Annotated in this window: 22 protein-coding genes; 4 read left to right on the plus strand and 18 right to left on the minus strand. The window is 26.5% G+C overall.

Annotated elements, in window-relative coordinates:
* Positions 1–140: 140 nt before the first annotated feature.
* The 5 genes from EG856_RS02690 to EG856_RS02710 all read right to left on the minus strand — a co-directional run bounded on the left by EG856_RS02690 (position 141) and on the right by EG856_RS02710 (position 5,759).
* Entirely contained in the window at positions 141–854 is a 714-nt protein-coding gene (locus EG856_RS02690; protein WP_130429584.1) for a UpaP162 family type II restriction enzyme, read from the minus strand.
* On the minus strand, positions 847–1,818 hold the full coding sequence (locus EG856_RS02695) for a DNA cytosine methyltransferase (RefSeq protein ID WP_130429585.1): 972 nt from the start codon (positions 1,816–1,818) through the stop codon (positions 847–849). Before EG856_RS02695 ends, EG856_RS02690 begins: the two co-directional genes overlap by 8 nt.
* Positions 1,819–1,915: 97 nt before the next feature.
* Positions 1,916–2,233 (minus strand): histidine triad protein HinT, encoded by a 318-nt coding sequence (hinT, locus tag EG856_RS02700; protein ID WP_130429586.1) that lies wholly within the window; start codon positions 2,231–2,233, stop codon positions 1,916–1,918.
* Positions 2,233–3,525, minus strand: a complete 1,293-nt coding sequence (locus tag EG856_RS02705) for a HinT-interacting membrane complex lipoprotein P60 (protein WP_130429587.1) — start codon at positions 3,523–3,525, stop codon at positions 2,233–2,235. Before EG856_RS02705 ends, hinT begins: the two co-directional genes overlap by 1 nt.
* Positions 3,526–3,530: 5 nt before the next feature.
* Complete coding sequence (locus tag EG856_RS02710) at positions 3,531–5,759, minus strand: HinT-interacting membrane complex protein P80 (protein ID WP_130429588.1); 2,229 nt, start codon at positions 5,757–5,759, stop codon at positions 3,531–3,533.
* Between the two features lie 68 nt (positions 5,760–5,827).
* On the opposite strand from EG856_RS02710, the gene EG856_RS02715 reads away from it, so the two are divergent.
* Positions 5,828–6,421: a hypothetical protein gene (locus EG856_RS02715; protein WP_130429589.1), complete on the plus strand. Its 594-nt coding sequence runs from the start codon at positions 5,828–5,830 to the stop codon at positions 6,419–6,421.
* Between the two features lie 22 nt (positions 6,422–6,443).
* On the plus strand, positions 6,444–7,205 hold the full coding sequence (locus EG856_RS02720) for an MAGa3780 family membrane protein (RefSeq protein WP_130429590.1): 762 nt from the start codon (positions 6,444–6,446) through the stop codon (positions 7,203–7,205).
* A 67-nt stretch (positions 7,206–7,272) separates the two neighbouring features.
* Here EG856_RS02720 and rplS read toward each other — a convergent pair whose 3' ends face one another.
* The 10 genes from rplS to EG856_RS02770 all read right to left on the minus strand — a co-directional run bounded on the left by rplS (position 7,273) and on the right by EG856_RS02770 (position 16,855).
* A complete protein-coding gene (gene rplS / locus EG856_RS02725; protein WP_130429591.1) occupies positions 7,273–7,629 on the minus strand; it encodes a 50S ribosomal protein L19 in 357 nt (118 codons plus the stop codon).
* A complete protein-coding gene (gene trmD, locus EG856_RS02730) occupies positions 7,619–8,302 on the minus strand; it encodes a tRNA (guanosine(37)-N1)-methyltransferase TrmD (RefSeq protein ID WP_130429592.1) in 684 nt (227 codons plus the stop codon). The genes rplS and trmD overlap by 11 nt, the downstream gene beginning before the upstream one ends.
* Complete coding sequence (gene rpsP, locus EG856_RS02735; protein WP_130429593.1) at positions 8,302–8,577, minus strand: 30S ribosomal protein S16; 276 nt, start codon at positions 8,575–8,577, stop codon at positions 8,302–8,304. Before rpsP ends, trmD begins: the two co-directional genes overlap by 1 nt.
* Positions 8,578–8,713: 136 nt before the next feature.
* A complete protein-coding gene (locus EG856_RS02740) occupies positions 8,714–9,526 on the minus strand; it encodes an HAD-IIB family hydrolase (RefSeq protein ID WP_130429594.1) in 813 nt (270 codons plus the stop codon).
* 68 nt (positions 9,527–9,594) lie between these two features.
* Positions 9,595–10,920 (minus strand): C1 family peptidase, encoded by a 1,326-nt coding sequence (locus tag EG856_RS02745; RefSeq protein ID WP_130429595.1) that lies wholly within the window; start codon positions 10,918–10,920, stop codon positions 9,595–9,597.
* Positions 10,920–11,747: a Cof-type HAD-IIB family hydrolase gene (locus EG856_RS02750; protein ID WP_130429596.1), complete on the minus strand. Its 828-nt coding sequence runs from the start codon at positions 11,745–11,747 to the stop codon at positions 10,920–10,922. The genes EG856_RS02745 and EG856_RS02750 overlap by 1 nt, the downstream gene beginning before the upstream one ends.
* 62 nt (positions 11,748–11,809) lie before the next feature.
* Positions 11,810–13,663: a P68 family surface lipoprotein gene (locus EG856_RS02755; RefSeq protein WP_130429597.1), complete on the minus strand. Its 1,854-nt coding sequence runs from the start codon at positions 13,661–13,663 to the stop codon at positions 11,810–11,812.
* Between the two features lie 196 nt (positions 13,664–13,859).
* A complete protein-coding gene (locus tag EG856_RS02760) occupies positions 13,860–14,663 on the minus strand; it encodes an ABC transporter permease family protein (RefSeq protein WP_130429598.1) in 804 nt (267 codons plus the stop codon).
* Entirely contained in the window at positions 14,656–15,636 is a 981-nt protein-coding gene (locus EG856_RS02765) for a sugar ABC transporter permease (RefSeq protein WP_198868306.1), read from the minus strand. The genes EG856_RS02760 and EG856_RS02765 overlap by 8 nt, the downstream gene beginning before the upstream one ends.
* The gene (locus tag EG856_RS02770) at positions 15,620–16,855 is read right to left on the minus strand and encodes an ABC transporter ATP-binding protein (RefSeq protein ID WP_130429600.1); all 1,236 of its coding nucleotides are present in this window, start codon (positions 16,853–16,855) and stop codon (positions 15,620–15,622) included. Before EG856_RS02770 ends, EG856_RS02765 begins: the two co-directional genes overlap by 17 nt.
* Positions 16,856–16,988: 133 nt before the next feature.
* Here EG856_RS02770 and mnmG point away from each other — a divergent pair, with 133 nt between their 5' ends.
* Positions 16,989–18,824, plus strand: a complete 1,836-nt coding sequence (gene mnmG / locus EG856_RS02775; RefSeq protein WP_130429601.1) for a tRNA uridine-5-carboxymethylaminomethyl(34) synthesis enzyme MnmG — start codon at positions 16,989–16,991, stop codon at positions 18,822–18,824.
* Positions 18,811–19,257 (plus strand): 23S rRNA (pseudouridine(1915)-N(3))-methyltransferase RlmH, encoded by a 447-nt coding sequence (locus tag EG856_RS02780; RefSeq protein WP_130429602.1) that lies wholly within the window; start codon positions 18,811–18,813, stop codon positions 19,255–19,257. The genes mnmG and EG856_RS02780 overlap by 14 nt, the downstream gene beginning before the upstream one ends.
* A gap of 88 nt (positions 19,258–19,345) precedes the next feature.
* On the opposite strand, the gene EG856_RS03660 is transcribed toward EG856_RS02780, so the two are convergent.
* From EG856_RS03660 to EG856_RS02795, 3 genes are read right to left on the minus strand one after another with little or no spacing between them, the layout of a single operon-like run.
* On the minus strand, positions 19,346–21,142 hold the full coding sequence (locus EG856_RS03660) for an AAA family ATPase (RefSeq protein WP_130429603.1): 1,797 nt from the start codon (positions 21,140–21,142) through the stop codon (positions 19,346–19,348).
* Positions 21,135–22,142 carry a hypothetical protein gene (locus EG856_RS02790; protein ID WP_130429604.1) on the minus strand — a complete coding sequence of 336 codons (1,008 nt, stop codon included), beginning with the start codon at positions 22,140–22,142 and terminating at the stop codon, positions 21,135–21,137. The genes EG856_RS03660 and EG856_RS02790 overlap by 8 nt, the downstream gene beginning before the upstream one ends.
* Positions 22,142–23,212 carry a hypothetical protein gene (locus EG856_RS02795; RefSeq protein ID WP_130429605.1) on the minus strand — a complete coding sequence of 357 codons (1,071 nt, stop codon included), beginning with the start codon at positions 23,210–23,212 and terminating at the stop codon, positions 22,142–22,144. Before EG856_RS02795 ends, EG856_RS02790 begins: the two co-directional genes overlap by 1 nt.
* Between the last annotated feature and the right edge of the window lie 40 nt (positions 23,213–23,252).

Genomic DNA, 23,252 nt, shown 5'->3' on the forward strand with positions numbered 1-23,252 from the left:
TTTTTAAAAAAGTTTTTTTGTGCGTTTCCCAGTTTAAGTATAAAAAACAAAGATTGATTTTTATACTTAAACTGGGAAACATAGAAAAATGCAGTTATATTAATGCCAAGTCAACAAACTCAACTTGGCATTTTAATATATTATTTTTGGCTAATCATTTCTTCAATGTATAACATTGTTTGATTATTGGAAATTTTCTCGTTTTCAGCAATTTTATTTCTTTTATAAAAAGTATCACTTATTAATAATCTACCAGATGAAGGATTAAATTCACGCGATCAATTTCGGTTATCTTGTTTATGTCCGTTCGCAAAAGAAATTTCTTCAAGAGAAAATACATTAAAACCGCAAATTTTAATTTTTTCAAAATATACAATTTGCTTGTCATTAAAATCGTTTTTAACTTGATCAAGTTGATATGAAATTTTCAATACAATATAATAAAAATCTTTTTCAAAATTCATTTGATTCGAGTAATCTTTATAGAGTTGATTAATTGCAGCAATTGCCTTGTTTTTTCCTCCGCCTATACCTTTATCTGATTTAACATTAATAAGTAAATCATAATCCTTTTTAGTTATCAAAAAGTCATAGCTGCTTTTTTGTGTAGAATAAGAACTCCGGAAAATATTTACATCTTTTTCGTTTTTAAATATATTTTTAAATTTTTGATAAATAAATTCTTCTAATATATAGCCAATAGCGGTTGATGAACGAAGACAGCTATTTCTTGATTTCAGCAAATTTAAATCTTCTGCTTTAATTTCAATTTCATAGCCGTATATTTTAAAAATATTATTTAATTCTTTATTCAAAAAAAGTTTTATTTCTTTTAAATCTTTTCAATTAATCATTAAAAAATACCTCTAAAATTATTTTAGCAATTTCTTCAGATAATTTAGGTGGAACAGCATTACCTATTTGTTTTAGAATATTAGATTTTGATGATAAAAATATAAAATCATCAGGAAAAGATTGTAAGCGTGCTAATTCTCTTGGAGTCATCACTCTATTTAATTTTGGATGAATATGAACACCTCCGTGGTTTTCTTTAACTGTTGTTGAAGGTTTATCATAAAATTGTCTACGAAAAGCATCTGAATATGCCTTCATAACACTTCTACCTTGTGGAGTATTTTTTATTTTTTCAATCATTTGTTCACTATGTTTAGTAAATATGTGGTTTATTTTTTCATTTTCGGCTATATTTTCAAGATCATTTATTGCGTCAAAAACTGTTTTTAATGGTTGTTTAGTTTTATTTATTTTTTCAACGACAATGTCTATTTTTTTACTATTTTCAAGTTTAGAACCAACAAAAATAACTCTTTCCCGTTTTTGTGCAACACCAAAATTTGATGCATCCACTAAAATATATTTTGAATAATAACCTATTTGCTTTAACTCATCAATTATTTTATTAATAACTAAAATTCCATCATTTTCCCTAAAAGATAGAATACCTTTAACATTTTCTAATACAAATAGTTTGGGCTCTACTCGTCTAATAACATCAATTGTGTATTTATATAATTGATTACGTTTATCACTTGGATTTCTTTTACCTGCCATTGAAAAACCTTGGCAAGGAAAACCACCTATAACAACATCTATTTTATTTTTAAATTTTTTTTCAATATTTGAAAGCACATCAATATCTGTAATATCTTTTGTATGTTCTTGTTTATTAAAATTTAGATTATATGTATCTAGAGCAGGTTTTCAATGTTCTACTGTTTCAACTATATTAAAACCTTGTTTTCAAAAACCATAAGTTAAACCTCCACAACCTGAAAATAAGTCTATAATTTTTTTCATATATTTTCCTTTTCATCTTTAGTCTTAACAAATTTTAATATTGTTTAACTAAAATTAAAACAAAAAACACTAATAACATTAGTGTTTTAACTTTGTTTTATTTAAAAGGAATTACATGTACGTGTGTATGAAATATAGATTGTTCAGCACTTTTACCAGTGTTTACTACAATTTTAAACCCCGGAATTCCTTTATCTAAAACTTCTTGTTTTGCTAGTTTACGAGCAACATTTATTAAATGCGCTGCCGTTTCATCATCCATTTCAGTAATATTAGCTGATTTTACTCTAGGTACTACCAGAAAATGCCCCGGTTTGAATGGAAATTTATCATAAAAAGCTACACAAACATCATCTTTGTAAATAAACTCTGCTTCAGCTTTTCCAGCTATTATATCTAAAAATATGTTATCCATTATATTAACTCCACAAAAGGTAAATCTTTAATTGTTTCTCTTAATGCTTTTGATTTATCGTTAACTTTAAATTTATAACCTAAATCTGCAAATGATTTAATCGCTGTTTCATATAGTGTTTCATCATTTAGGAAAAATAAAAATGCTAAAATATCTAATTTATCATGATAAAAAGTATTTTTAAAACTCAACAATGTTACTTTGACTTTATCTTTATCATCATTTTCAACTCTTGGTAATTCAACTTCAACTCCGGTTGAAATGGGTGCTATTTGATTTACATATACAACGGTAGGAATGTTAGATTGACCACTAGAAATTTTAAATGGATTAATAACAAAATTAGCTTCAATTTCTGTATTTACTAATCTTTCATTATTAACATCGTAATAGCCATATAAATCTTTAGAACCAGTTTTATTTTTCAGTGATTCGTAGTCTCATTTTAATGAATATGAAGTTGTATTGTTTTTAAAACCTTTATAACCATATAATTCCTTATCACTTTCATGGCCACTAATATATTCAATATCGTCTTTTAATAGAGTTTTTGGCAATTTTGAAAAATTCCAAAAATCATTAAATGTTTTAACATTACTTATAGTGTTGTAGCCGCGAGTAAAAAACGAATCTGCATTATTAGAATCTTCGTCGTCTTTTGATCAAATTTGAGCAAATTTCTTATCAACAGCGTATTTTGAAAGTAAGTAATTGTCTAGTTCATAATTTAATTCAGAAGTGTATTTAAAATTTTTATCAATTTTTTTTAAGTCGTCTTTATTTGAGATCTTAAAGTAAGCATTTACAAATAGCATTTTTTCAACTTCTTCGCGGATTTTGGTTTTTTCATTTAACCAAATTGTACTGAATTGCTCTTGTGTTAAAGGTTTATCTTTTTCAATATCGCCTATTTTTTTAATATCATCAACATTTAAAATTCGATCGCGATTTCAATCAATTAATTTCTGGGCAAAGTAAAAAGGATCTTTTTCAAGTTGATTTCTTTCATACAATTGAAAAGCTTGAAATGAGTCTTTAAATAATTTTGAATTTTGGTCTCTAAAAGTATCAATGTATGTTTGTTCAAGATTGCTTGATGAATTAAAGTTAATACCATAAATTGATAGTAGTGTGGCGTGTGAAAATTGTGCTTTCAATTGGTCGGCTGAATATTTACGAATATCATCATCTTGTTTTAATTTTGCTGTTGAATCAATATTTTGGCCACACGCTACAACTGATAGTGGTAATAAAGTAGAAAAACCACCAAGTAAAAATTTAATTTTTCTCATTTTGCCTACTTTCCTGCCTTCATTATTGATCTTAGTGTTTCGTATATAATTGCACTTGCATCTTTAGTATAAGAATTATTATTGTGAGTAAAATAAACTTTACCTTGATTGATTTCAAAGTTTGAGTCATAACCATTTTCTGCTCTTTGTTTCATTCAGTTTTCAACACCTTTAACTAAATCCAAAGATCTTTTTTGTTGATTGGCACTCAAAACATTGGCATTCATTTCAATAATTTCATCAATTTCTTTTTGTGTAATTTTATCAAAAAATTTATACGAATTTGATTTATCATTTTTGTCAACAACTACATAATCATTTTGTAAAAATGTTTTAAACTCATTATCTTTAAACATTGCTTCTAAAACAATTTCAGGCATATCAAGAGAACGATTAATTAAATTTAATGCATTAAATTTATTACCATTAGCTGATGATTTATATTTGTTAGTTAATAAGAAATCACTTTTAATCATTTCTTTTATGATTTCTTCGTTTGATTGAGAATTTTTAGTATTTAATTCCGAAAGTTGTTTAACATCAATTAATGTTATGCCTTTAGAAGTCAAAATAATTTTTGTTTTCGCGGCATCTTTTAATGTATAAAATGTATTAATTTTATTAGTGGTTGAATCTTCAAAAAGTTGAGTTAGAGGTTTAACTACTAATTCGTTATATTTTTCCTCGTATAAACCTTCTTTTTTTACGTCGCTAGCATCATCAAAAGCTTTAATAATTTCTTTATTAAAATCAGCAATTTTAGTTTGTGCTTGCTCTTTAGTTGCAGAGTTAGCAATCATTTCTTTAGGATCTTCTAAATTTAAATATTTAATGATATTGGTTCTGATGTCAAATAGCGTCTTAAATAAATCAATTTCTCTGCTTGCTTGATTACCTAATACTAAATTATCAAAAACTGAAAATGCTTGTAAAGTTTTGTCATTGTTAGAAATTAATAAATCTGTTATAGATGTCAAACCTTCACTACCTCAATTGCTTTTTATGTTTTGATCATCTAGGGCAATAACTGATAATAAAGTTCCATAATCTGCAATTTCTTTATTTAAAGTTGAACTTTGATTTTCAGTCGCAACCTTAACAAATTCATCATAACTTTTAAAGCTATCTTTAACTCTTTGGAATGATGTTTGGGCATTGAAAGGCGCATTTTCACCATCGATTGGTCAGTAAAATAAAAGTTTCTTGAATGCTTGTCTGTCAATGTTTCATTTTGCTTCTTTACCTTCTTCTTTTTTAGTTGGCGCAATTCCAGGTAAAGTAAATTGACTAATTAAAAATGGATTGTCATTATTTAAGTAAAATTCAATAAATTTTGAAGCATCTTTATATTCAGCATAATTTTGTTTATCAACAACATAGCTGTTTGTCATAAAAGTCATTTTTTCTTTAATTTGATCGATTTCAAAATAATTTACATCCTTTTCAAAAAAAGGAAATACTCATTGGCCAACCTCAAATAAAACTTCGTTTGTCGCTTTACCGTTTTCGTCTAGTTTATAAACCGTAGTTTTGGCTACTCTATCAATATCATTAACATTAAATTGAGTATTTAATTGAAAACGACGCAAAGCATCATTTCTAATTTCTTCATAAACTCTAAATGTAACGGCTTCGTTAATTGATTTGGCACCTTGGAAATTTTTTATTAAAAAATCATTAAAAGCTTGTTCTCATTTAGAAAAACCAAATGTTCTAATCATTTGTTGTTGAATATCTAAAAGTAAATCTTTATGTTTTTTTGATAATTCTTCAATCGGTTTTAAAGCAATATCTGTTCTTTCTTTTTCGTTAGTTTTTAAAGAAGCATTTCACAGTCTTTGATATTCTCTTGATGCTTTTACTTCTTTGTCATATAAGTAAAAAATTGCTGATTTAAATGTATTGTCTAGAATTTGTTTTGGGTCATTTTTATTCTCAGCTGAAGTATTTTTTAACACATCACCCAAATTAAAATCAACCGAATTTATGTTCTTATTAGGAGTATTAAAACTAAAAACGACAGTATCGTTTTTTAAAGGATCATTATATGTTTTTACCAAACTGTTTGCAACTAATGGAATTGTAATGCCGGCCGCAACCGTAGCAGCAATTGACGAAGCGATAACTCAAAATTTTCAATTTTTTTTCTTTTTTGTTTTTGGATTTTGACTATCTTCTTGTTGAGCGTTTTTTCTTGTTAAACGCTCAAAAAATGTTTCTTTTCTTTTTCCCATTTTTCCCTTTCATTAAGTAAAATATGCTTTATTATACTAGAATATATATACTTATATATAATATTTATATGAATGATGAATTTATAGCAGTTTTTAATGAATTAACTCAAATATTAAAAAATGAAACTATAATGTGATCTTTGTCACCACTCACTTATAAAAAATTCAATAAAAACCAATCAAGTTTTACTCATTTTTCAGTTGCGTTATATTTCAATGATTTTATAAACCTACGCGAAAAATATTCTAAAAAATTTAAATTTGATGGATGAATTTATCAAAACAAAACATTATCTCCTTATTTTGTGCATGATTCCAAAAGAATTATTTTATGTTTAATAATCCCGACATGTATCAATAAAATTACACAAAATTTAACTAAAATTGAAAAATTACGATTAAAATATTGGGGAAACAATCATAAAAATTTACTTCTAAAAATTAAGGGTTCAAGAACAAAACATATAGAAATTGAAGAATTAGTTAATTTGTTTTATATTGAAAAAAATACTGAATTTTTAATCACTGATGAATCGATTTACGAATTTAGTATTTGAAACAATTTAAACTGAAACAACATGCAATTTTTTGAATTAAACGGTGTTAGATTTCAATATTTCGCTGAATATAATAAATACTTAAAATTTATTGAAATTAAATAATAATTAATATAAAATACTCATTATGAAAAATTTAAATTTACGGAACCTAAAACAAAATAAAAACTATCTTTTTTTAATTTCTGGTATTTTTATTTTGTTAAGTGCTTTGGCATTTATTTTAATTGGTGCTGTTAATTACGATTCATCTTTTGAAATTGAGAAAAAAACACTCACACCAACTATTCATGCTTTGTTTAAACACGCCGGAACTATCTTTTATTTTACTTATTTAACAAATATTTTTACCGGAGTAACTCTTGTTTTATTATCTTTATCAACCAACAAAGAAAAAATTCTAAAAATGTTTGTTATTTCAGTTTCTTTAATTACTATCACATTTATCGTGTATTGAACATTACTGTCTTATAAACTTGAAACATGATCTTCGTTTTTTAGAGCCATAAGATCAACAATTACACACGCTATTAACCCAATTATTGCTTTTATTGCTTTATTCTTATTAAGAAAAAAAGTAAGCATCAGTATCAAGGAAATTAAAATCACAACCTTTATCGCTATTGGTTATTATATATTCGCTTTAATTGTGTTTTTAGCAACTTATAATATTATTGCTAAAAATAATGGAGTTGTTATATATTCATTTTTAGACTTTGCCAAACCTTTATTCTATCGTGGAGGTGTATTAGGAATAATAGTGCTTTTGGATGTTTTAATTTTGGTTTTAGTTGTTGGAATATCTTTAGGTACATTATTCTTTTGAAAAGCAGTTTATAAAATTAAATTTATTAAACCAACAAAATGTTCAAAAAATTATTGACACTAAATTAAAAAATAACATTTTTACAATGTTATTTTTTGTTGTCTAAATTTAAAAATAAAAGTAAATTTTATTATTTATTACGTTTAATTTCTTTAAGTCTTGCTGATTTACCACTTCTTTGACGAATGTAGTTAAGTTTAGCACGACGAACTTTATTTGAACGAACAACTTCTATTTGGGCAATAAAAGGTGAGTGTAATGGGAATGTTCTATCAACACCAATACCAAATGAAATTTTTCTTACAGTAAAATTTTCACGAGTTCCAGATTCTTTTTTGCTAATAACTAAACCTTCAAAAATTTGAATACGTTCTTTTTCTCCTTCGCGGATACGAACATAAACTTTAACATTATCACCTACACGAAATTGTGGGTGGTCTTTACGTAATTGACTTTGTTCTACTAATTCTATTAATTTATTTCTCATTTTTGATCCTTTCAATAATATCGGGTCTATTTTTTAATGTTTTATTAAATTGTGCTTCTCTTTTTCATTTTTCAATTTCTAAATGGTTACCATTAAATAATACTTCTGGAACTTTCATCCCTTTATATTCACGAGGTCGTGTGTATTGTGGAAAATCTAATAATCCTTCGTTTTGGAATGAATCGTATTGATGTGATTCTTGTTTTATAACACCTGGTATTAATCTAATTATTGAATCTGCCATTACCATAGAAGGTAATTCACCACCAGTTAAAACATAATCACCAATAGATATTTCTTCATCAACCAAATCAACAATTCTTTCATCAAAACCTTCATAGCGTCCTGAAATAAAAGTTATTTCGTTTTTAGTCGCTAAATGATTTGCCAATTCTTGACTAAATTTTTTGCCTTGAGGTGTTACTAAAATTTTATAGCCACCTCGATTCATTAAACTATCTAAAGCCAAATCAATTGGCTCTATTTGTAAAAGCAAACCATGTCCACCTCCGTAAACTTCATCATCTACTTTATGGCGTTTGTTTTTACTGAATAGTCTAAAATCAATGACAGATATTTCGATAAGTTTTTTTTCAATTGCTTTTTTAATGATTGACTCTCCCACAAAAGGTTTATAGTAATTGGGAAAAAGAGTTAAAAAATTAATTTTCATTATTTAGTAGATTTTAAAGATCTAGAATTTTTAACAAATTTTGCGTTTAAACCATGTTTTCTGAATAAATCGTGAACTACTTGTGTAATTTGAGCTCCGTTATCAACTCATTTTTGTACTAATTCTTCTTTTACAAAAAATTCTTTTGTATGTGGGTTATATTGTCCAAGTGCTTCGATAAACTTACCATCACGAGGTGAATGTGAATCGGCTGCGACAATTTTATATTGGGCATTAAATTTAGATCCAGTTCTTTTTAATCTAATTTTTACCATGATATCTCCTTATCTAATAATTATTGTGTTAATGTCAAGTAAAAGTGCTTGACATTGAATAAATTGCATATATATTCTACATTAATTATTGAAAAAAAATAAAAAAATGTTAAGTGGTCTTAACATTTAAAATGATTTATAAATTTTCTAACTCATTTAAAATTTTGCTTAAACCACAGTTAGCAAAATCATAACCAATGGCATCTGCTTTTTGTTTAACAAAATCCAATGCTCCTTGCACACAAATAAATTTACCTAAATATTCTTTAGTTGGTAAATCATTAGCCGAATCACCGATATGAAATGCTTGTTTAGGATCAATACCTAAATATTGGCAAACAATTGAATTTGCTATTCCTTTATTCGCGTCTTTAGGCCCTACCTCGATAGTCCAGCCATTCGATACCAAATAAAATGAAAATTGGGGATATGCTAGTGTTAATTGTTTATGCAATTGCGCAGTTTGTTCACGCGAAAGACCAAATACTAATAATTTTGAAATATCTATTGAAGTATCTATTTGTGAGTAGTGTGCTTTATCTGTATTTAGAGCTCACGATTTCATATAAGGACTATCTAAATTGCCGCAATGAAACATTAATACTTCACCATTAATATAAATAAACATTTTATGTTTTTTAAAAATTTCAATGACTTCAGCAATAAGTTGTTTGTTTAAAGTTTTGCTATATAAAACTTTATTGTTATTATCCACAATTAATGCTCCATTTAAGCAAACAACATATTTTGAACCAACTTTGTTTGCAATTGTCATTGTAAAATCAGTGTTGCCGCGACCGGTTGAGAATATTATTGGTTTATATTTGTTAATTTTTTTTGCTGTTTGAATATTAGTTTCGCTTACAGTACCATGGCCATTTGGTTTATCTAAAAAAGTACCATCCAAATCAATAAAATATGCCTTTGCTTTATTTTTCAAATTTATCATATTCCAATTATAGCAAGTTAATTTTATATATATGGAATCATTTCTATGCGAAACTTAAAACAAGTTTATTAAAATATTGATAAAGGATCTCAAGGTTCAATTTGAATTGCGGTGTTTTTATTTGCATCAATGGTAGATTGTGAACAAAATTGAGGATTGACTATAACACTAAAAACATATTCATCAAATCATTCATCACTCATTGAAAAATAACCTTTATTGCCGTTTTCTTCGCCTCATGAATTTTCAACTTCTCATTTAATCGGTTTGTTATTTTCATCTAAATCTACACCAACAAAAGTCATTGCGTGATTTGGAGTTGACATTTTAAAATTTAACCGATCAGCTTTAGTTAAAATATTTTTTAGTTCAAACGCCTCATTTATTTGGTATAAATTTACATCCATTAAACCATTTTTACGATCAATTTGAGGCCCCATGTCACACGCAAACCAAACTGGCTCACCAGCTTTAAGACTATTAATTGTCGCTTTTTTTAATTCATTTATTGAAACATTAACAAAAGATAAATGTCGGCTTTCAATAGGTCCTCTAAAGTATTTAGCCTGTAATTTAGTATTAATTGGATAAATATCTCTTGGATCGGCGTATAAATTAATCAAGTTTTGATATTCGAATGAAGCGTATTTTTGCAATCATTCTAAAGGTGTTATATTAGAAATTTTATGAAATTTTTTATCTTTATCACGATATTCAAAGTCAAATTTAAGAGGAGGCAAGCCAAGTGATTTTGCACAAATGTCAAAAACTTTTTGCATTGTTTTGTTTTTAAATTCTTTTATTTGATCTTTGGAAGCATTATTTTGTTGTAATTCTCTTAATATTTTAGTGCTTGATAATAAATGAATTTGCAAAATTGAATTCATTTGGGCTGTGTTAGAAGCGTTAAATGTTTCAGGCATAACAGATTTTGGTACAACACCGTATTTAGTAATTAGACCTTCTGATCATTCTCAAAACCCACCATCTTGGTGACCAAAACCTAAAAACATTTCAAATAAACGATCTTGGTATTGCAATTGTGGGTGTTCAATTATTAATTCTAAATAGGTGTTGGCTTTTTCCATTTTTTCTCAAAACATAGTGTAAGCTTGCGAGTATTCAAAACTTTCAACATTTAATTTTTGCATTGTTATAGGTTTTAAAATATTAAGCGCCGCAAAAATTCAACATCTTCCAGTAGCTTTTTGGTTTGTCATTCCTCCTTTTTTTGTTTGTATATTAAATTCATTATTATGTACTAAATGAATGTCATTATTGTAGGTTGCGTTATAAATTCCATTTTTGGTAATTGCGTTTTGCACTAATTTATTTGTTTTATTATTCAAATATTGTTTGTAATAATTTTTTATTGTATTTAATTCTAGTTTCATTATTTAATCTCCTTTTGGTTGATAAATTGTTCAAATTTTACAATTGTTTTACTTAAGCCCCCGTCATTAAATTCTTCTCCAACAAAGTGAGCGTGCTCTTTTAATTCTTGTTCGGCATTACCCATTGCAACTAAATACCCGGTTTGGGGCAACGCTAATAAATCATTTCTCGAATCACCTATATGAGCACAATTCATAATATCAATATTTAATAATTTAGCAACAAATTTGTTGGCTATGCCTTTAGTTGCGTTTTTATCAGTAATTTCAATTGAATAACCTTTAGATACAACATGAGTAGATAAATCGCTAAAATGCGTATTAATGTATTTTTGCAATTGTGCCATTTGGTTTAAATTAGCACCAAATACTAATGTTTGTCGAATGTTTTGCTCTAAATCAAACGCACTATAATTTGTTTTATTGAAACGTTTTACTCATTCTCGCTTATTTCAATTAAATTCGTTGCCATAATGATAAATACTCTTATCTCCATTAACTATAAAGTTCAATTTTTGACTCATAATGAATTGAAAAAGTTTAAATTTCGTTTGGTTTTTTATTAATATTTCATTTAAAATTTTTCCTTTATCATCAACAACAACACTACCGGTAGAACATACAGCATAGGGAGAGTTGATCATAGACATTATTTTTAATACAGCTCCAGTGGGTTTGCGACCTGTTGATATGATAACTGGCTTAATTTTTTGTAAATTAAGCAAAAACATTATATTTGTTTGCGATAAAAAACCGGTTTCATCACTTTTATCTATCATTGTTCCATCCAGATCAATAAAATAACCTTCTATAATATTTTTATTCATAATTAAATATTATAGTATTTTTGAAAAATGACACAAAAAAGCACATTTGTGCTTTTTAAATATTAAGATTTAACGATTTCTTCTATTGCTTTAACAATTTGTTCATCAGTTTTAGCAGTTTCAGTAGAACCAATATTTGTTTGATTAATTAGTTCTTTTGAAAGTAAGCCAATAATACCAGCTGTTGTGTCATTAGTAGGCAATTGAACTGGTTTAACATTTAAATTAGAATCTTGTAATTTTAAAATCGAAGTTAATGAAATTAAAGCTGAAGATAAATAATCTGCGTATTCGTGTGCTTTTGTTCTTTGTTCTTCAGGTAATTGTGTGTTATTTTGGATTACTCTTTGTCTATCGTGTTCGGCTTGTAATTCATCTTTTACTTTTTGAGTAATAACCTCTTTAAGAGGAACGATATAACCTGTTGTTTTAGCAAGAGTTAATCAGTTAGGTTCTAAAGTACCTTTAACTAAAGTATCGTTTTTACCTAGGTATAATCAATTTAAAAATGTTTTGGTTGCAGTGTTAAGTTGAACATCAGTTGATTTAACTGGTAATAAACTTGAACCTCCTTCTCAAAATACACTTGTTTTATCTTGACCTACTACAGTTACTTGAGGAAGAATATATTGATCTTCGAATTCAGCATATTTGTCAAAATCTTCTTTTTTATCTTTTTGGAAACCAACAAAGAAATTTTGTGAAAACTTAGTTTTATGTGATTGGTTATTGCCAACACTAGCGGCATAACTAATTACAGTTCTTCATTTTGCTACATCGTGAGTTCCTCATTCACTATAACCATTTGCCATATATTTAACTGCTTGGAATGCTTTTTTGTTTAAATTATCTCCACCGGTAGAAACTTCTGTTTTTTTAGAAGCAAAGTTTTTGTATGTGTTTCATAACTCTTTAAATTTAGTTTTAACATTTTCTTTATCTAAAAGATTGTATTTTATCTTAGTTGGTTCATTAGAATCACTAGTTTTTTCTAATTCAAAAATATAATCTTCGCCAATGTTTGCTTGCAATTCTTTTAAGAAAGCATCTTCTTGATAATCAATTGCTAAAATATGGCCATTAATTGTGTTTGCGTTTACTTTAGTTTGGTCTAAATTCAGCCCATCAAAAACTTTTTCGGCAAATTCTCTAATTTTTTCCATTGATTGGAATGTTGCGTCATTTACTGTATAACCTGAAAAAGTGTTATTAGCTTTTACACTTAAATGTTTAAAAATACTATTATCTGGAACTGGATTTCCTTTGCTTGTTGCTTCTCTTGCTTTTATAACAATGTCGGCATTTTCATCTACTGTTCCACCACCTTGTTTAATTAAACCTAAAATTAAATCTAACAAGTCTAGATTAATTCTTAAGGCATCTGTATCAGCTAAATCGAATGGCAAGTTATATAATTGTTCGCTCGCGTCTTTACCAGCTAATCTTGAGTGTAAATTAGCAATTTTAGGATCAAAAATACTTGTGGTTATTCCCACATCACTCACGTCCAACAATCTATCATCTTGTGATAATACATATGCGCCTGATTGAGCACCTAAAATTAAATTAGGTATTTTAGTAACATCTACTTGTGTTTCAATTTTTTCTTTAACATTTTTAATTAATGGAAATTCTTGAAAAAAGGTATGGTCTTCAAAAAATTCAAGTTTAACCGGTAAAAAACCTGATTTTTCTTTTTGAGTTTCGTTGTAGTATTTAACTAACGGCGTAAGGCCTAGTGATAAAGGTCATGTTTTTCCTTGTGGGGTTTGAAACAATACTTGTTTGTTGTTTTTACTTGTATCTGGAGCATCAGGACTTTGGCTCCCTCTGTTATTACCACCTGAACATGAGGCTGCTAAAAAACTAGCACTCAACCCCGCAGTTGAAATTAAAGAAAGTCATTTTTTTTTCATTTTTCTCCTTATATGAATATTAATTTATTGATATATTTGATAAAATTTATCTTATAAATTATATTACTAAATTTTTTTATATATACACAATAAATAGGGCTAAAAGTCAAATGTGGAATTGTTTCCTATTTACATTTTATTCAAGTTCTTAAATATTAATTTTTATAAAAAAGTTCAATCACTGATTGAACTTTGTTTAATATCTTTGATTGATTTTTTTAGAAAAAACCGAATAAATTATCAATGGTACTAAAATCGTTAAAAATGAACCAGCTGCTTGTAAATTACCTAACACCCCAGCCTGATAAACACCAACATTAATATATCATATTGTTAAATTGGTTAATTTAGTGCCTTTGACAATAAAATCAGGTCATAAATAATCATTTCATGTGGCAATAAAAGTGAAAATAATTAGCAAAAAATAAGCTAATTGTAATTTTGGACGATATACATATCAAATTTTTTCATATCATTTTAAATTATCGTTAATCATTAATTTTTGTCTTTCTAATGACGTTGCTTTAGCAACATTAAAGATGTAACCAAAAGTAAAAAAGTTGAAAATTGAATTTGAAACTACACTAAATACACCACCTCGTAAATTTAATCTACCAAGTTGAGTGGCTAAGGCTAAATAAATTGAAAATTCAGGAATTAAGCTAATTAAAAGAAAAAAATATTGAAAAATTTTTTGGAATACTGGTTTCATTTTTAATAAACCTGCAATGGCTAGTGAAAAAACGATAATACGTAGAATTATTAATATTGTAGAAAATAAAAATGTATAACCTAAGGCGATAAAAAATTCTTTACCAATGACCGTTTTAAAATTCGACCAACTTCACTCCCTTACCCAAATATAAATTTTACCCTCAATATATGAAGGTGTTGATAACAGTGCATACAATAATAAATAATATATAGGAAACAAAAACAGAAAAATTAAAAAACCAATTAAAATGTATTTAAAAATTTCTTTTGTGATACTTTTAAACATTTTTTGCTCCTTTAAACTTCATTTTATTGATTAATTTAATAATTTTTTGTTTAAATCAGGTTAATGAAGATGGTTGAATTAAAAGTGCTAATAATAACATCGACACTAAATAAATAAAACTAAAAAATGCAGCAGCGTAGCCTTTTTCGTATCGCAACGATGGTGATGAACCACCTCCAAAATATTTAATGGTATAACTAGTTAGAGTGTGCGAGTGATTAATATCGTGGTTGTAGTTTGCTCCTAAAATTGCATCTGGCAAAAATAGACCTGCATAAATAAAGTTAGTAAACAAAATTGAAAACATTACTTTATTTAATTCTGGAATATAAACATATCTGATTTTATGTAATAGTGCTATTTTATCTACTTTCATTAATCTAAAATATTTAGCATTAGCTTTATTGATTGCCGCAGCAAACAAAATTAAATTAAACGGTAAGGAACGCCACACTTGAAATAAAACATAATAAATTCAAATCGGTGTTTTATGATCGCCTGAAGTGAAGCCATATTGTTCAATATTAAATAATCTAAAAAACACTTTTTTTTCACCAAAAAAAAGCGAAAATGCTAAACCAACCGCAAAAGTAGAAATAAAAAACTGTGAATATAAAATACCTAATACAGTTGATTTTGCTTTTTTATGAATTAGTGATTCGATGATAATGGCAAAAACTAAAGCAAAAAATATTGATATTGCGGTTCCTAAAATTAAAACAGCACTTGTATTTTGAACCGCAGCTTTAAAACTTGGATCATCAAACACATTTCGATAATTTTTAAAATTAATTTGAACTATTTTGTGATTACTACGATATGGAAAAAATCTTAAAGATTTGTAAAACGTTTCGCCAATAGGGATTAATGTAAATAAAAGAACTAAAATAAGTAACGGAGATATTAATAAAATAATTTTCGCGATGCTTCAAGTGTTTTTGCTAAATTTATTCACACTAAATTTGGTTTTCATAAACTCTCTCTCCTTTGTTATTAAAAACCAAAACATCAGAGTTTAAATATTTTACATTAACTCTTTGACCAATTTCGTATTCGTCGTGATCCTTTAAAACAATAATTCAAGAATTATCACCACTAACTTCAATTCAATAGTGGATACTATCTCCAAAATGTTTTTTATCTATTATGCGATATTTGCCGTTTTTAACCGCTTTTAACCGCATTTTATTCTGTCTAATATAATAGTTAAATCCATTTTTAGATTCAATATAATTAATTTCAGGAGAACCGATAAATTTGGCTACAAATAAATTAGCTGGATTATCATACATATTTTTTCCACTACTATATTGTTGTAATTCACCTTTATTCAATAAAATAATTTTGTCACTAATTTTTAAAGCATCGTGTTGGTCATGAGTAACTATAACAATTGTTAAATTAAATTCCTTACGAATTTTTAATAATCATTCAATCGTTGATTCTTTAATTTTAGCATCTAAGGCACTAAACGGCTCATCCATAAATACTAAATTAGTTCGTTTAATAATGCCTTTGGCAAAAGCAACTCTTTGTTTTTGCCCGCCACTTAATTCATTAACATTTTTATACAAAATCTCTTTGATACCTAATTTGTGAGCAATCTCTTCAACATCGTTTTTGAATAAATTTTTTAATCGTAAATCATTGAGCATTTTAATCCGGTTTTTAAATTTTATTGTTTTAAAACTGAATAAAATACCCCAAATAATTTTAAAATAACGGAATTTTTTAACGATATTTTTAACATTAGGACTAACCAAACTACTTGCATAGTGTCAATATGTGACAAGTAATTTATAATTAATATTTTCACTAAAATATTTATCAAAATATTTAATTCTTGCTCCTTCTATTCATTTGTGGTAATTTTTTGCACTCAGTAAAATATTGTCAAAAGCGCTAATGTTTTCATAAATAGCATTTTCTTGCATTATATATGCTGTTTCATGAGTTTTAGGGTTATTTTTAATACTTATTTTACCTTCGGTTGGTTTCAAAAAACCTAAAAATAAATTTAATAATGTAGTTTTACCTGAACCAGAAGGACCAAGTAAAGAAACAATTTTATTACTTGGTATTTTTAATTCGTCAATTTTTAAATCAATATGTTTTTGTTTGCGGCTATATTTAAATTTTAAATTTTCAACGCAAATTAAAGAATTATTATCTTGGAAATTTTCATTTTTCATAACTATAAAATTATAAACTATATGTTTATAATAAATTTTTACGTTATAAGCATTTTAAATACTTTTTGTTTTAAAAAGATTGAAAATAAGTGTTTTTATCTTTAACATCATTTTTTGTAATAAAATAAAAACTATGATTAGAAATAACAAATATGATGCGATTGTAATCGGGGGTGGACACGCTGGTTTAGAAGCAGCATTTGCACTCGCACACCAAAAACACAATACCTTACTCATAACTTTTAATAAAAATCGTTTAGGAATGATGCCTTGTAATCCTTCAATAGGTGGTCCAGCCAAAGGAATTATAACTCGTGAAATTGATGCATTGGGTGGTATGCAGGGTTTATGGGCCGATTTAGCCACAATTCAATTAAAAATGTTAAATAAATCTAAAGGACCAGCTGTATGGGCACTACGAGCTCAAATCGATAAAGAAAAATATTCTAAAATAATCGCTGAATATGTTTCCAAAGAAGATTATCTTGATTTGCTTGAAGCAGGTGTGGAAGAGATAATAACACAAAATAATAAATTTATAGGTGTCAAACTTGATAATGATCAAATAATAAATGCGAATGTGTGTGTAATTACAACAGGAACATATATGGATTCAAAAATTTTACGCGGAAATAAAAGTGTAAATAGTGGTCCAGATAATGAAAAGACCACTTCTAAATTAAGCCAATCATTAAAACAACTCGGTTTTGAATTACAAAGACTTAAAACCGGTACGCCTCCTAGAATTTGATCTAATTCAATCAACTATGATGAAGTTGAAGAAGAAGTTTTAGAAGATATAAATTTAAGTTTTTCTTCAAGATCAAATGTAAATGTTCCTACACAATTAGCGTGTCATTTAACATACACAAATGAACAAACACATAAAATTATTAATGAAAATTTACATTTAAGTGCAATGTATTCAGGTTTAATTGAAGGAATAGGACCTAGATATTGTCCTTCAATTGAAGATAAAATTGTAAAATTTTCTTCTAAACCTCGACACCAGATATTTTTTGAGCCCGAAACCGCAGATGGTAGCATCACTTATGTTAATGGTTTATCTACTTCACTACCAATAGATGTTCAAGATAAAATTATTAGAACAATTCCAGGTTTAAAAAATGCCAAAGTCCAAAAATGAGCTTATGCGATAGAATATGACGCAATTAACCCAACCCAATTAAAACCATCGCTAGAAACAAAAATTATTGAAAATTTATTTACTGCTGGACAAATAAATGGAACAAGTGGTTATGAAGAAGCAGCTGGTCAAGGATTAGTTGCTGGTATAAACGCAGGTTTAAAGCTAGATAATAAAGAAGCAATAATTATATTGAGAAATCATGGGTATTTAGGTGTTTTAATTGATGATTTAGTGACCAAAGGTACTAAAGAACCCTACAGAATGTTAACTTCACGTGCTGAATATAGATTATTGTTACGCAATGATAACGCAGATATAAGATTAGCTGAATATGGTTTATATGCAGGAACACTAAATCAAAACCAGTACTCAAAAGTTATTGAAAAATATCAAATAATTGACAATGAAATTGAAAAATTACAAAAAACATTTTTATCATCTAAATCCACTCTTGCTCAAAAATATAAAATTTTTGATGGCATAACAATGTTGAAAGTTTTATCACGTCCAGATGTTGATATAGATGATGTAATCCCTGAATTCGAATATAAAAAAGAGTTGTCAATAATGGTAAGATTACACGGTTATATTGAAAAACAAAAAAATGACGCAAATAAAATGGTTAGATTAGAAAATCTTAAAATACCAAAAGACATAAATTATAATAATGTTAAAAATATCGCCACAGAAGCAAAACAAAAATTAATTAGCGTTCAACCTTTAACAATTGGTCAAGCAAGCCGTATTAGTGGCATTAACCCATCTGATATTCAAATGTTAATGTTTCACATCGAAAGTAAACATAATGAAAAAGATTAAAATAATAGCAGTTGGTTCACTAAATCCTGAATTTAAAAAACTTTTTTCGCATTACGAAAAAAGTATAGCTCGTTATTATTCTTTAACAGTAACAGAAATCAAAGAATTTAGTGAAGAAAAAAATATAGAAACAAAAAAATTTAAAGAAACACAATTGATAATAAAATCAATACCTAATAACTCATATGTAGTTTTGTGTTCTTTAAAAGGAAAATCTTATAACTCTATAAAATTTAGTAATTTAATCAATACATATACTGATTTAACATTCATAATCGGTGGGTCAGATGGAATGTGCGAAGCTAAAATCTTAAGCAACGAACAAATAATTTTTTCACATATGACATTTCCACACCAACTTTTCCGAATTATGTTGGGTGAGCAAATTTATCGTGCTGCTACAATATTAAACAATAAAAAATATCATAAATAATTTTATTTAAATCAAAAATAGACTCATTTTGTTTTGAGTCTATTTTTAAATTAACAATATTTAATTTACAACGTTAAATTAGAATTGTCTATTTAAATGAAAATTCAACTTCACTACGAAACATAGTCATTTTTGCTTGTAAAATATTTTTTTCATTTTTAGAAGCAACAATTTTTTCATAATTGTCAAATAAAAATTGATTAATTTTGCTGCTTAATAATTCATCAATATTATTGATTATGCCTCTTGCTCCCATTCGTTTATCCATTATTTTAACTATATAATCCACTAATTCATTTAAATCATTATTATAATCAATAATTAAATTATATTTATCTTCAATTTCACCGAACAAAACTTTCAATTTTGAGTGAATTATAGTTTTTATTATTTCGCGATTATGAATAAAATTAAATGGCACAATGTTTTTATTCCCAATACGGTTTAATAATTCCGGGCGATTAATTTTTTCAATAAAATGATTACGAACGTGTTCAATAAATTGCGAACGAACTAAAGGTTCATCGGCAAAATCAGCATCAATTTTATTAGTTCCAATGTTAGAAGTAAAGATGATAAAAGATTCAGAAAAATCAATTAACTCGCCTTTAGAAGATGTTAATCTTCCATCTTCTAAAATTTGTAAAAATTTATCTAAAATTTTTGAGTGTGCTTTTTCAATTTCATCAAACAATAAAATAGAAAAGGGATTCTCTTTTACCTTATTTGTTAATTCACCACCCGAATCATAACCAACATACCCAGGTGGAGCCCCTATCAATCTCTGGTCAGAATGCTCATGATTATATTCAGACATATCAAATCTGATTAATTTTTTTTCATTACCAAAAACAAACTCAGCCAGCGTTTTTGAAATTTCAGTTTTCCCTGTTCCTGTAGGTCCCACAAAAAACAAAATTCCTTTGGGCTTATTTTTAGATTGCGAATATAATAAACCATTTAAACCAAGAAATGAACTTGTTAAAATATTATAAATTTTATCAATTGCATAATTTTGACCTTTTACTCTTTTAATAAACTCGTTTTTAAGGTTTTTGATTTTTTCATAGTTTATTTTTTCTCATTGAGATTCTTTTTGATTAAAAGTGGTTAAATTATATCTATTACTGAATGTTTGTTTATTATCTTTAATGCGGGCAAATTGAATAATTTCTTTACAGCTTAATCCATCTGTGAGAGCACTCGCATTATTTAAAATTGCACCTTCAACACCTAATTCATTAACATCTGCTGTTCTAAAAAATTTTGATAAATTTTTAATAATGTTTTTGCGTTCATCGATATTAGGTTTTTTAATTAAAACCTCGGCGTATTCAATATTTTTGTGGTATATATCAAAAATTAAATTATGTGAATCTCTCATTATCAAAATTAATTTATCTTGCTTTTCTAATCTTCCGTGATCGTCTAAATAATGTTTTTTATTATTGTTATTTAAAAAAATTGAAATTAAATTTATTAAATTATCTAAATAATTATTTTGGTTGTTTTGATTGTTAAAAATACTGTCAGCAAAATCTATTACTCAAATACCAGGTGTGTGTTCGTATTCTAAATTCGCATCATCAATATTATTTAAAACCCTGGACATAAACTCATCTATATTATCAACATCATCAATTCTTTTGTAATTATTATCATTATCTTGATCTAATAAATTTAATAATTTATAACCAGGTGAAAAATATTCGGCTTTAGAATAATTATTATTACGGGCAAAATTTTCAATTATGTTTTTTATATCAACACTTATAAATTCATTATCTTCATTAAAGTAAGTATAAATATCATTAACATTACCTGTAATAGAAATAATATTTTTTTGTGCTAATTTGATTTGTAAATATTTTAGTGATTTAATCATTTTTTGTATTAACCTTCATTTTTCTTTCTTTACTTAAAGGTCTAGCACCCGAAATCGCTCGTGTAATAATTTGTTTATTTTTAACATAACCAAATTCATTTAAGTCTTGCTCTACATTTTGAGCTAGACTTCAACACATATGTCGTTCATAATCACCAATTTCGTAACTAACACTCCCGTCAAAATTCAAGTTTAAAGTAAAAGCATTGCCGTTTAGAGAAGTGTTTTTAAATTTGGATATAAATAAATATCGTGGCTTGGTTTTGTTTTGGTTATCTTTTTGAATAATAAATTCAATACTTTTGTTTGTATATTTGTATTTCTTGAATATGGTTGTATAGATTTTGTTTTTATTTAGTGCTTCATTATACTGATTAATAACTTCTTTTACGTATGGTGCATAGTCACTAAGTTCTTGATAATTATTAATAAACATAAATTCGTTAAGCAATGAGCCTTTTAATTTAGGATCAATTTTTTGACTTAAAACATAATTCTTTAACTCTTCTTTCAACGATGCGTGTTTTTCGGTGTCAATTGTTTCTTGTTTAATTTGGTCTAAAATCAAGTTAAAATTATCTGCTGTAAATTCCATTCTTGATTCTTCTAATCTTTGCAAAACCAATTTTGATAAAAAACCATTGCTGACAATTAAATTATTTATCAAATGTGTTCGTTCATTAACGATATCATCATAAGAAACATTGATTGACATATTTTGAACAATTTTAATTAAATTACTTTTTCGTAAATTATATTTTTGAATTAATGTGTCTTTATTGTCATAGTTACCATTTACTCGTTCGCCTTTAATTTGGCCAATATTAATTAATTCATCTTCAATTTGCTTAACTTGTAGTAATAACTTGTTAATTTCGTTTTTAACTAAATGAGAATTTATTAAATTTGATACATTAATTAAATTGTTTTTTATATCAGCCAATTCACGTTTTTCCGTATCAATATTAATTTCAAAACTAATAAATGCTGAATGACTCATTATTTTTTCTCCTTATTTTTATTATTTTTATTTGTTATTAATACAAGTTTAGATAAAAGTTCATCAATTTTATTTTCTAGTTTTTCTATTTTTGATAAAGTAAATTCATTTATTTTTTGCTTATAAAAATCGTCAGCATCATGGTGAGCTTTATTCAACCAATCTTCCACAATTTTCTTTAATTCTTTAAGTTCGTTATTAGGTTTAAATAATCCTAATAGCTTACCGATCATTAGTTCAGTTTTTTCGCGTTCTGCTTTAATTTTAAGTTGTTTTTCAATTTTAATTCTAAATCGTCCTAATAATGATATTTTATGGTCACATAAATTTCCTTCAATTATCAATTTAACTTCTCTTAATCATTTTTCATAATTAGGATAATTTTCGATTTGTGTAACATTTATTGGATAAATATTCTTTTCAAATTCATTTTTAAAAAATTCAAATTGTTCTTTAACTATTCGAGTGTTATCAATGTATTCACTTTTTTCTCAATTTTTATTTTCAATTCTATTTCTATATGAGTTTAATTCGTTTAATTTTTGATAAAAACTCGGGATATATTTTTCGGGTTCTCATTTTTTATTAAACAAAAAATTATTTTCACTATATTTAAAATTAATTAAGTTGTTCAATGAATCTCATTTATTAAAATTAACATCAACAAGGAAAGCGAATAAATCTTCACTTATTTTACTTATTGTTTTTTGTTTAATTTCAATAGTTTTACTCAAAATATCTATTTGTTTTTCAAAGTCATCAATATAATGAGTTTTTATAATTTTTTGAGCTACCAAAAAAGATATACTCTCAATAGAATCTAAATTAGAATTAAATCAAGGTTTGAACATATCATTGTTTATTACTTTGTCTAAATTTTCTAATAATAAATTTTGAATAAGGTTACTTGATTTAGCTGGTCGTAATTTTACTTTTTTGTCAAAAAGTTCATTAATGTCAATTTTAACTTTTTCAAAACCAATTACAGTTTCTTTTAGTTTATAAAAACTAACTTGAAAATTTGTTAAAAAAACAAAATAAAAATTATTTTCAGAAATAAAGGTGGACAACAAAAATTAACATTGTAAAGTGTTAATTTTTTGTACACAA

It is taken from the genome of Mycoplasmopsis phocirhinis (genome assembly GCF_004216495.1).
In the GTDB taxonomy this organism is placed as follows: domain Bacteria; phylum Bacillota_I; class Bacilli_A; order Mycoplasmatales; family Metamycoplasmataceae; genus Mycoplasmopsis; species Mycoplasmopsis phocirhinis.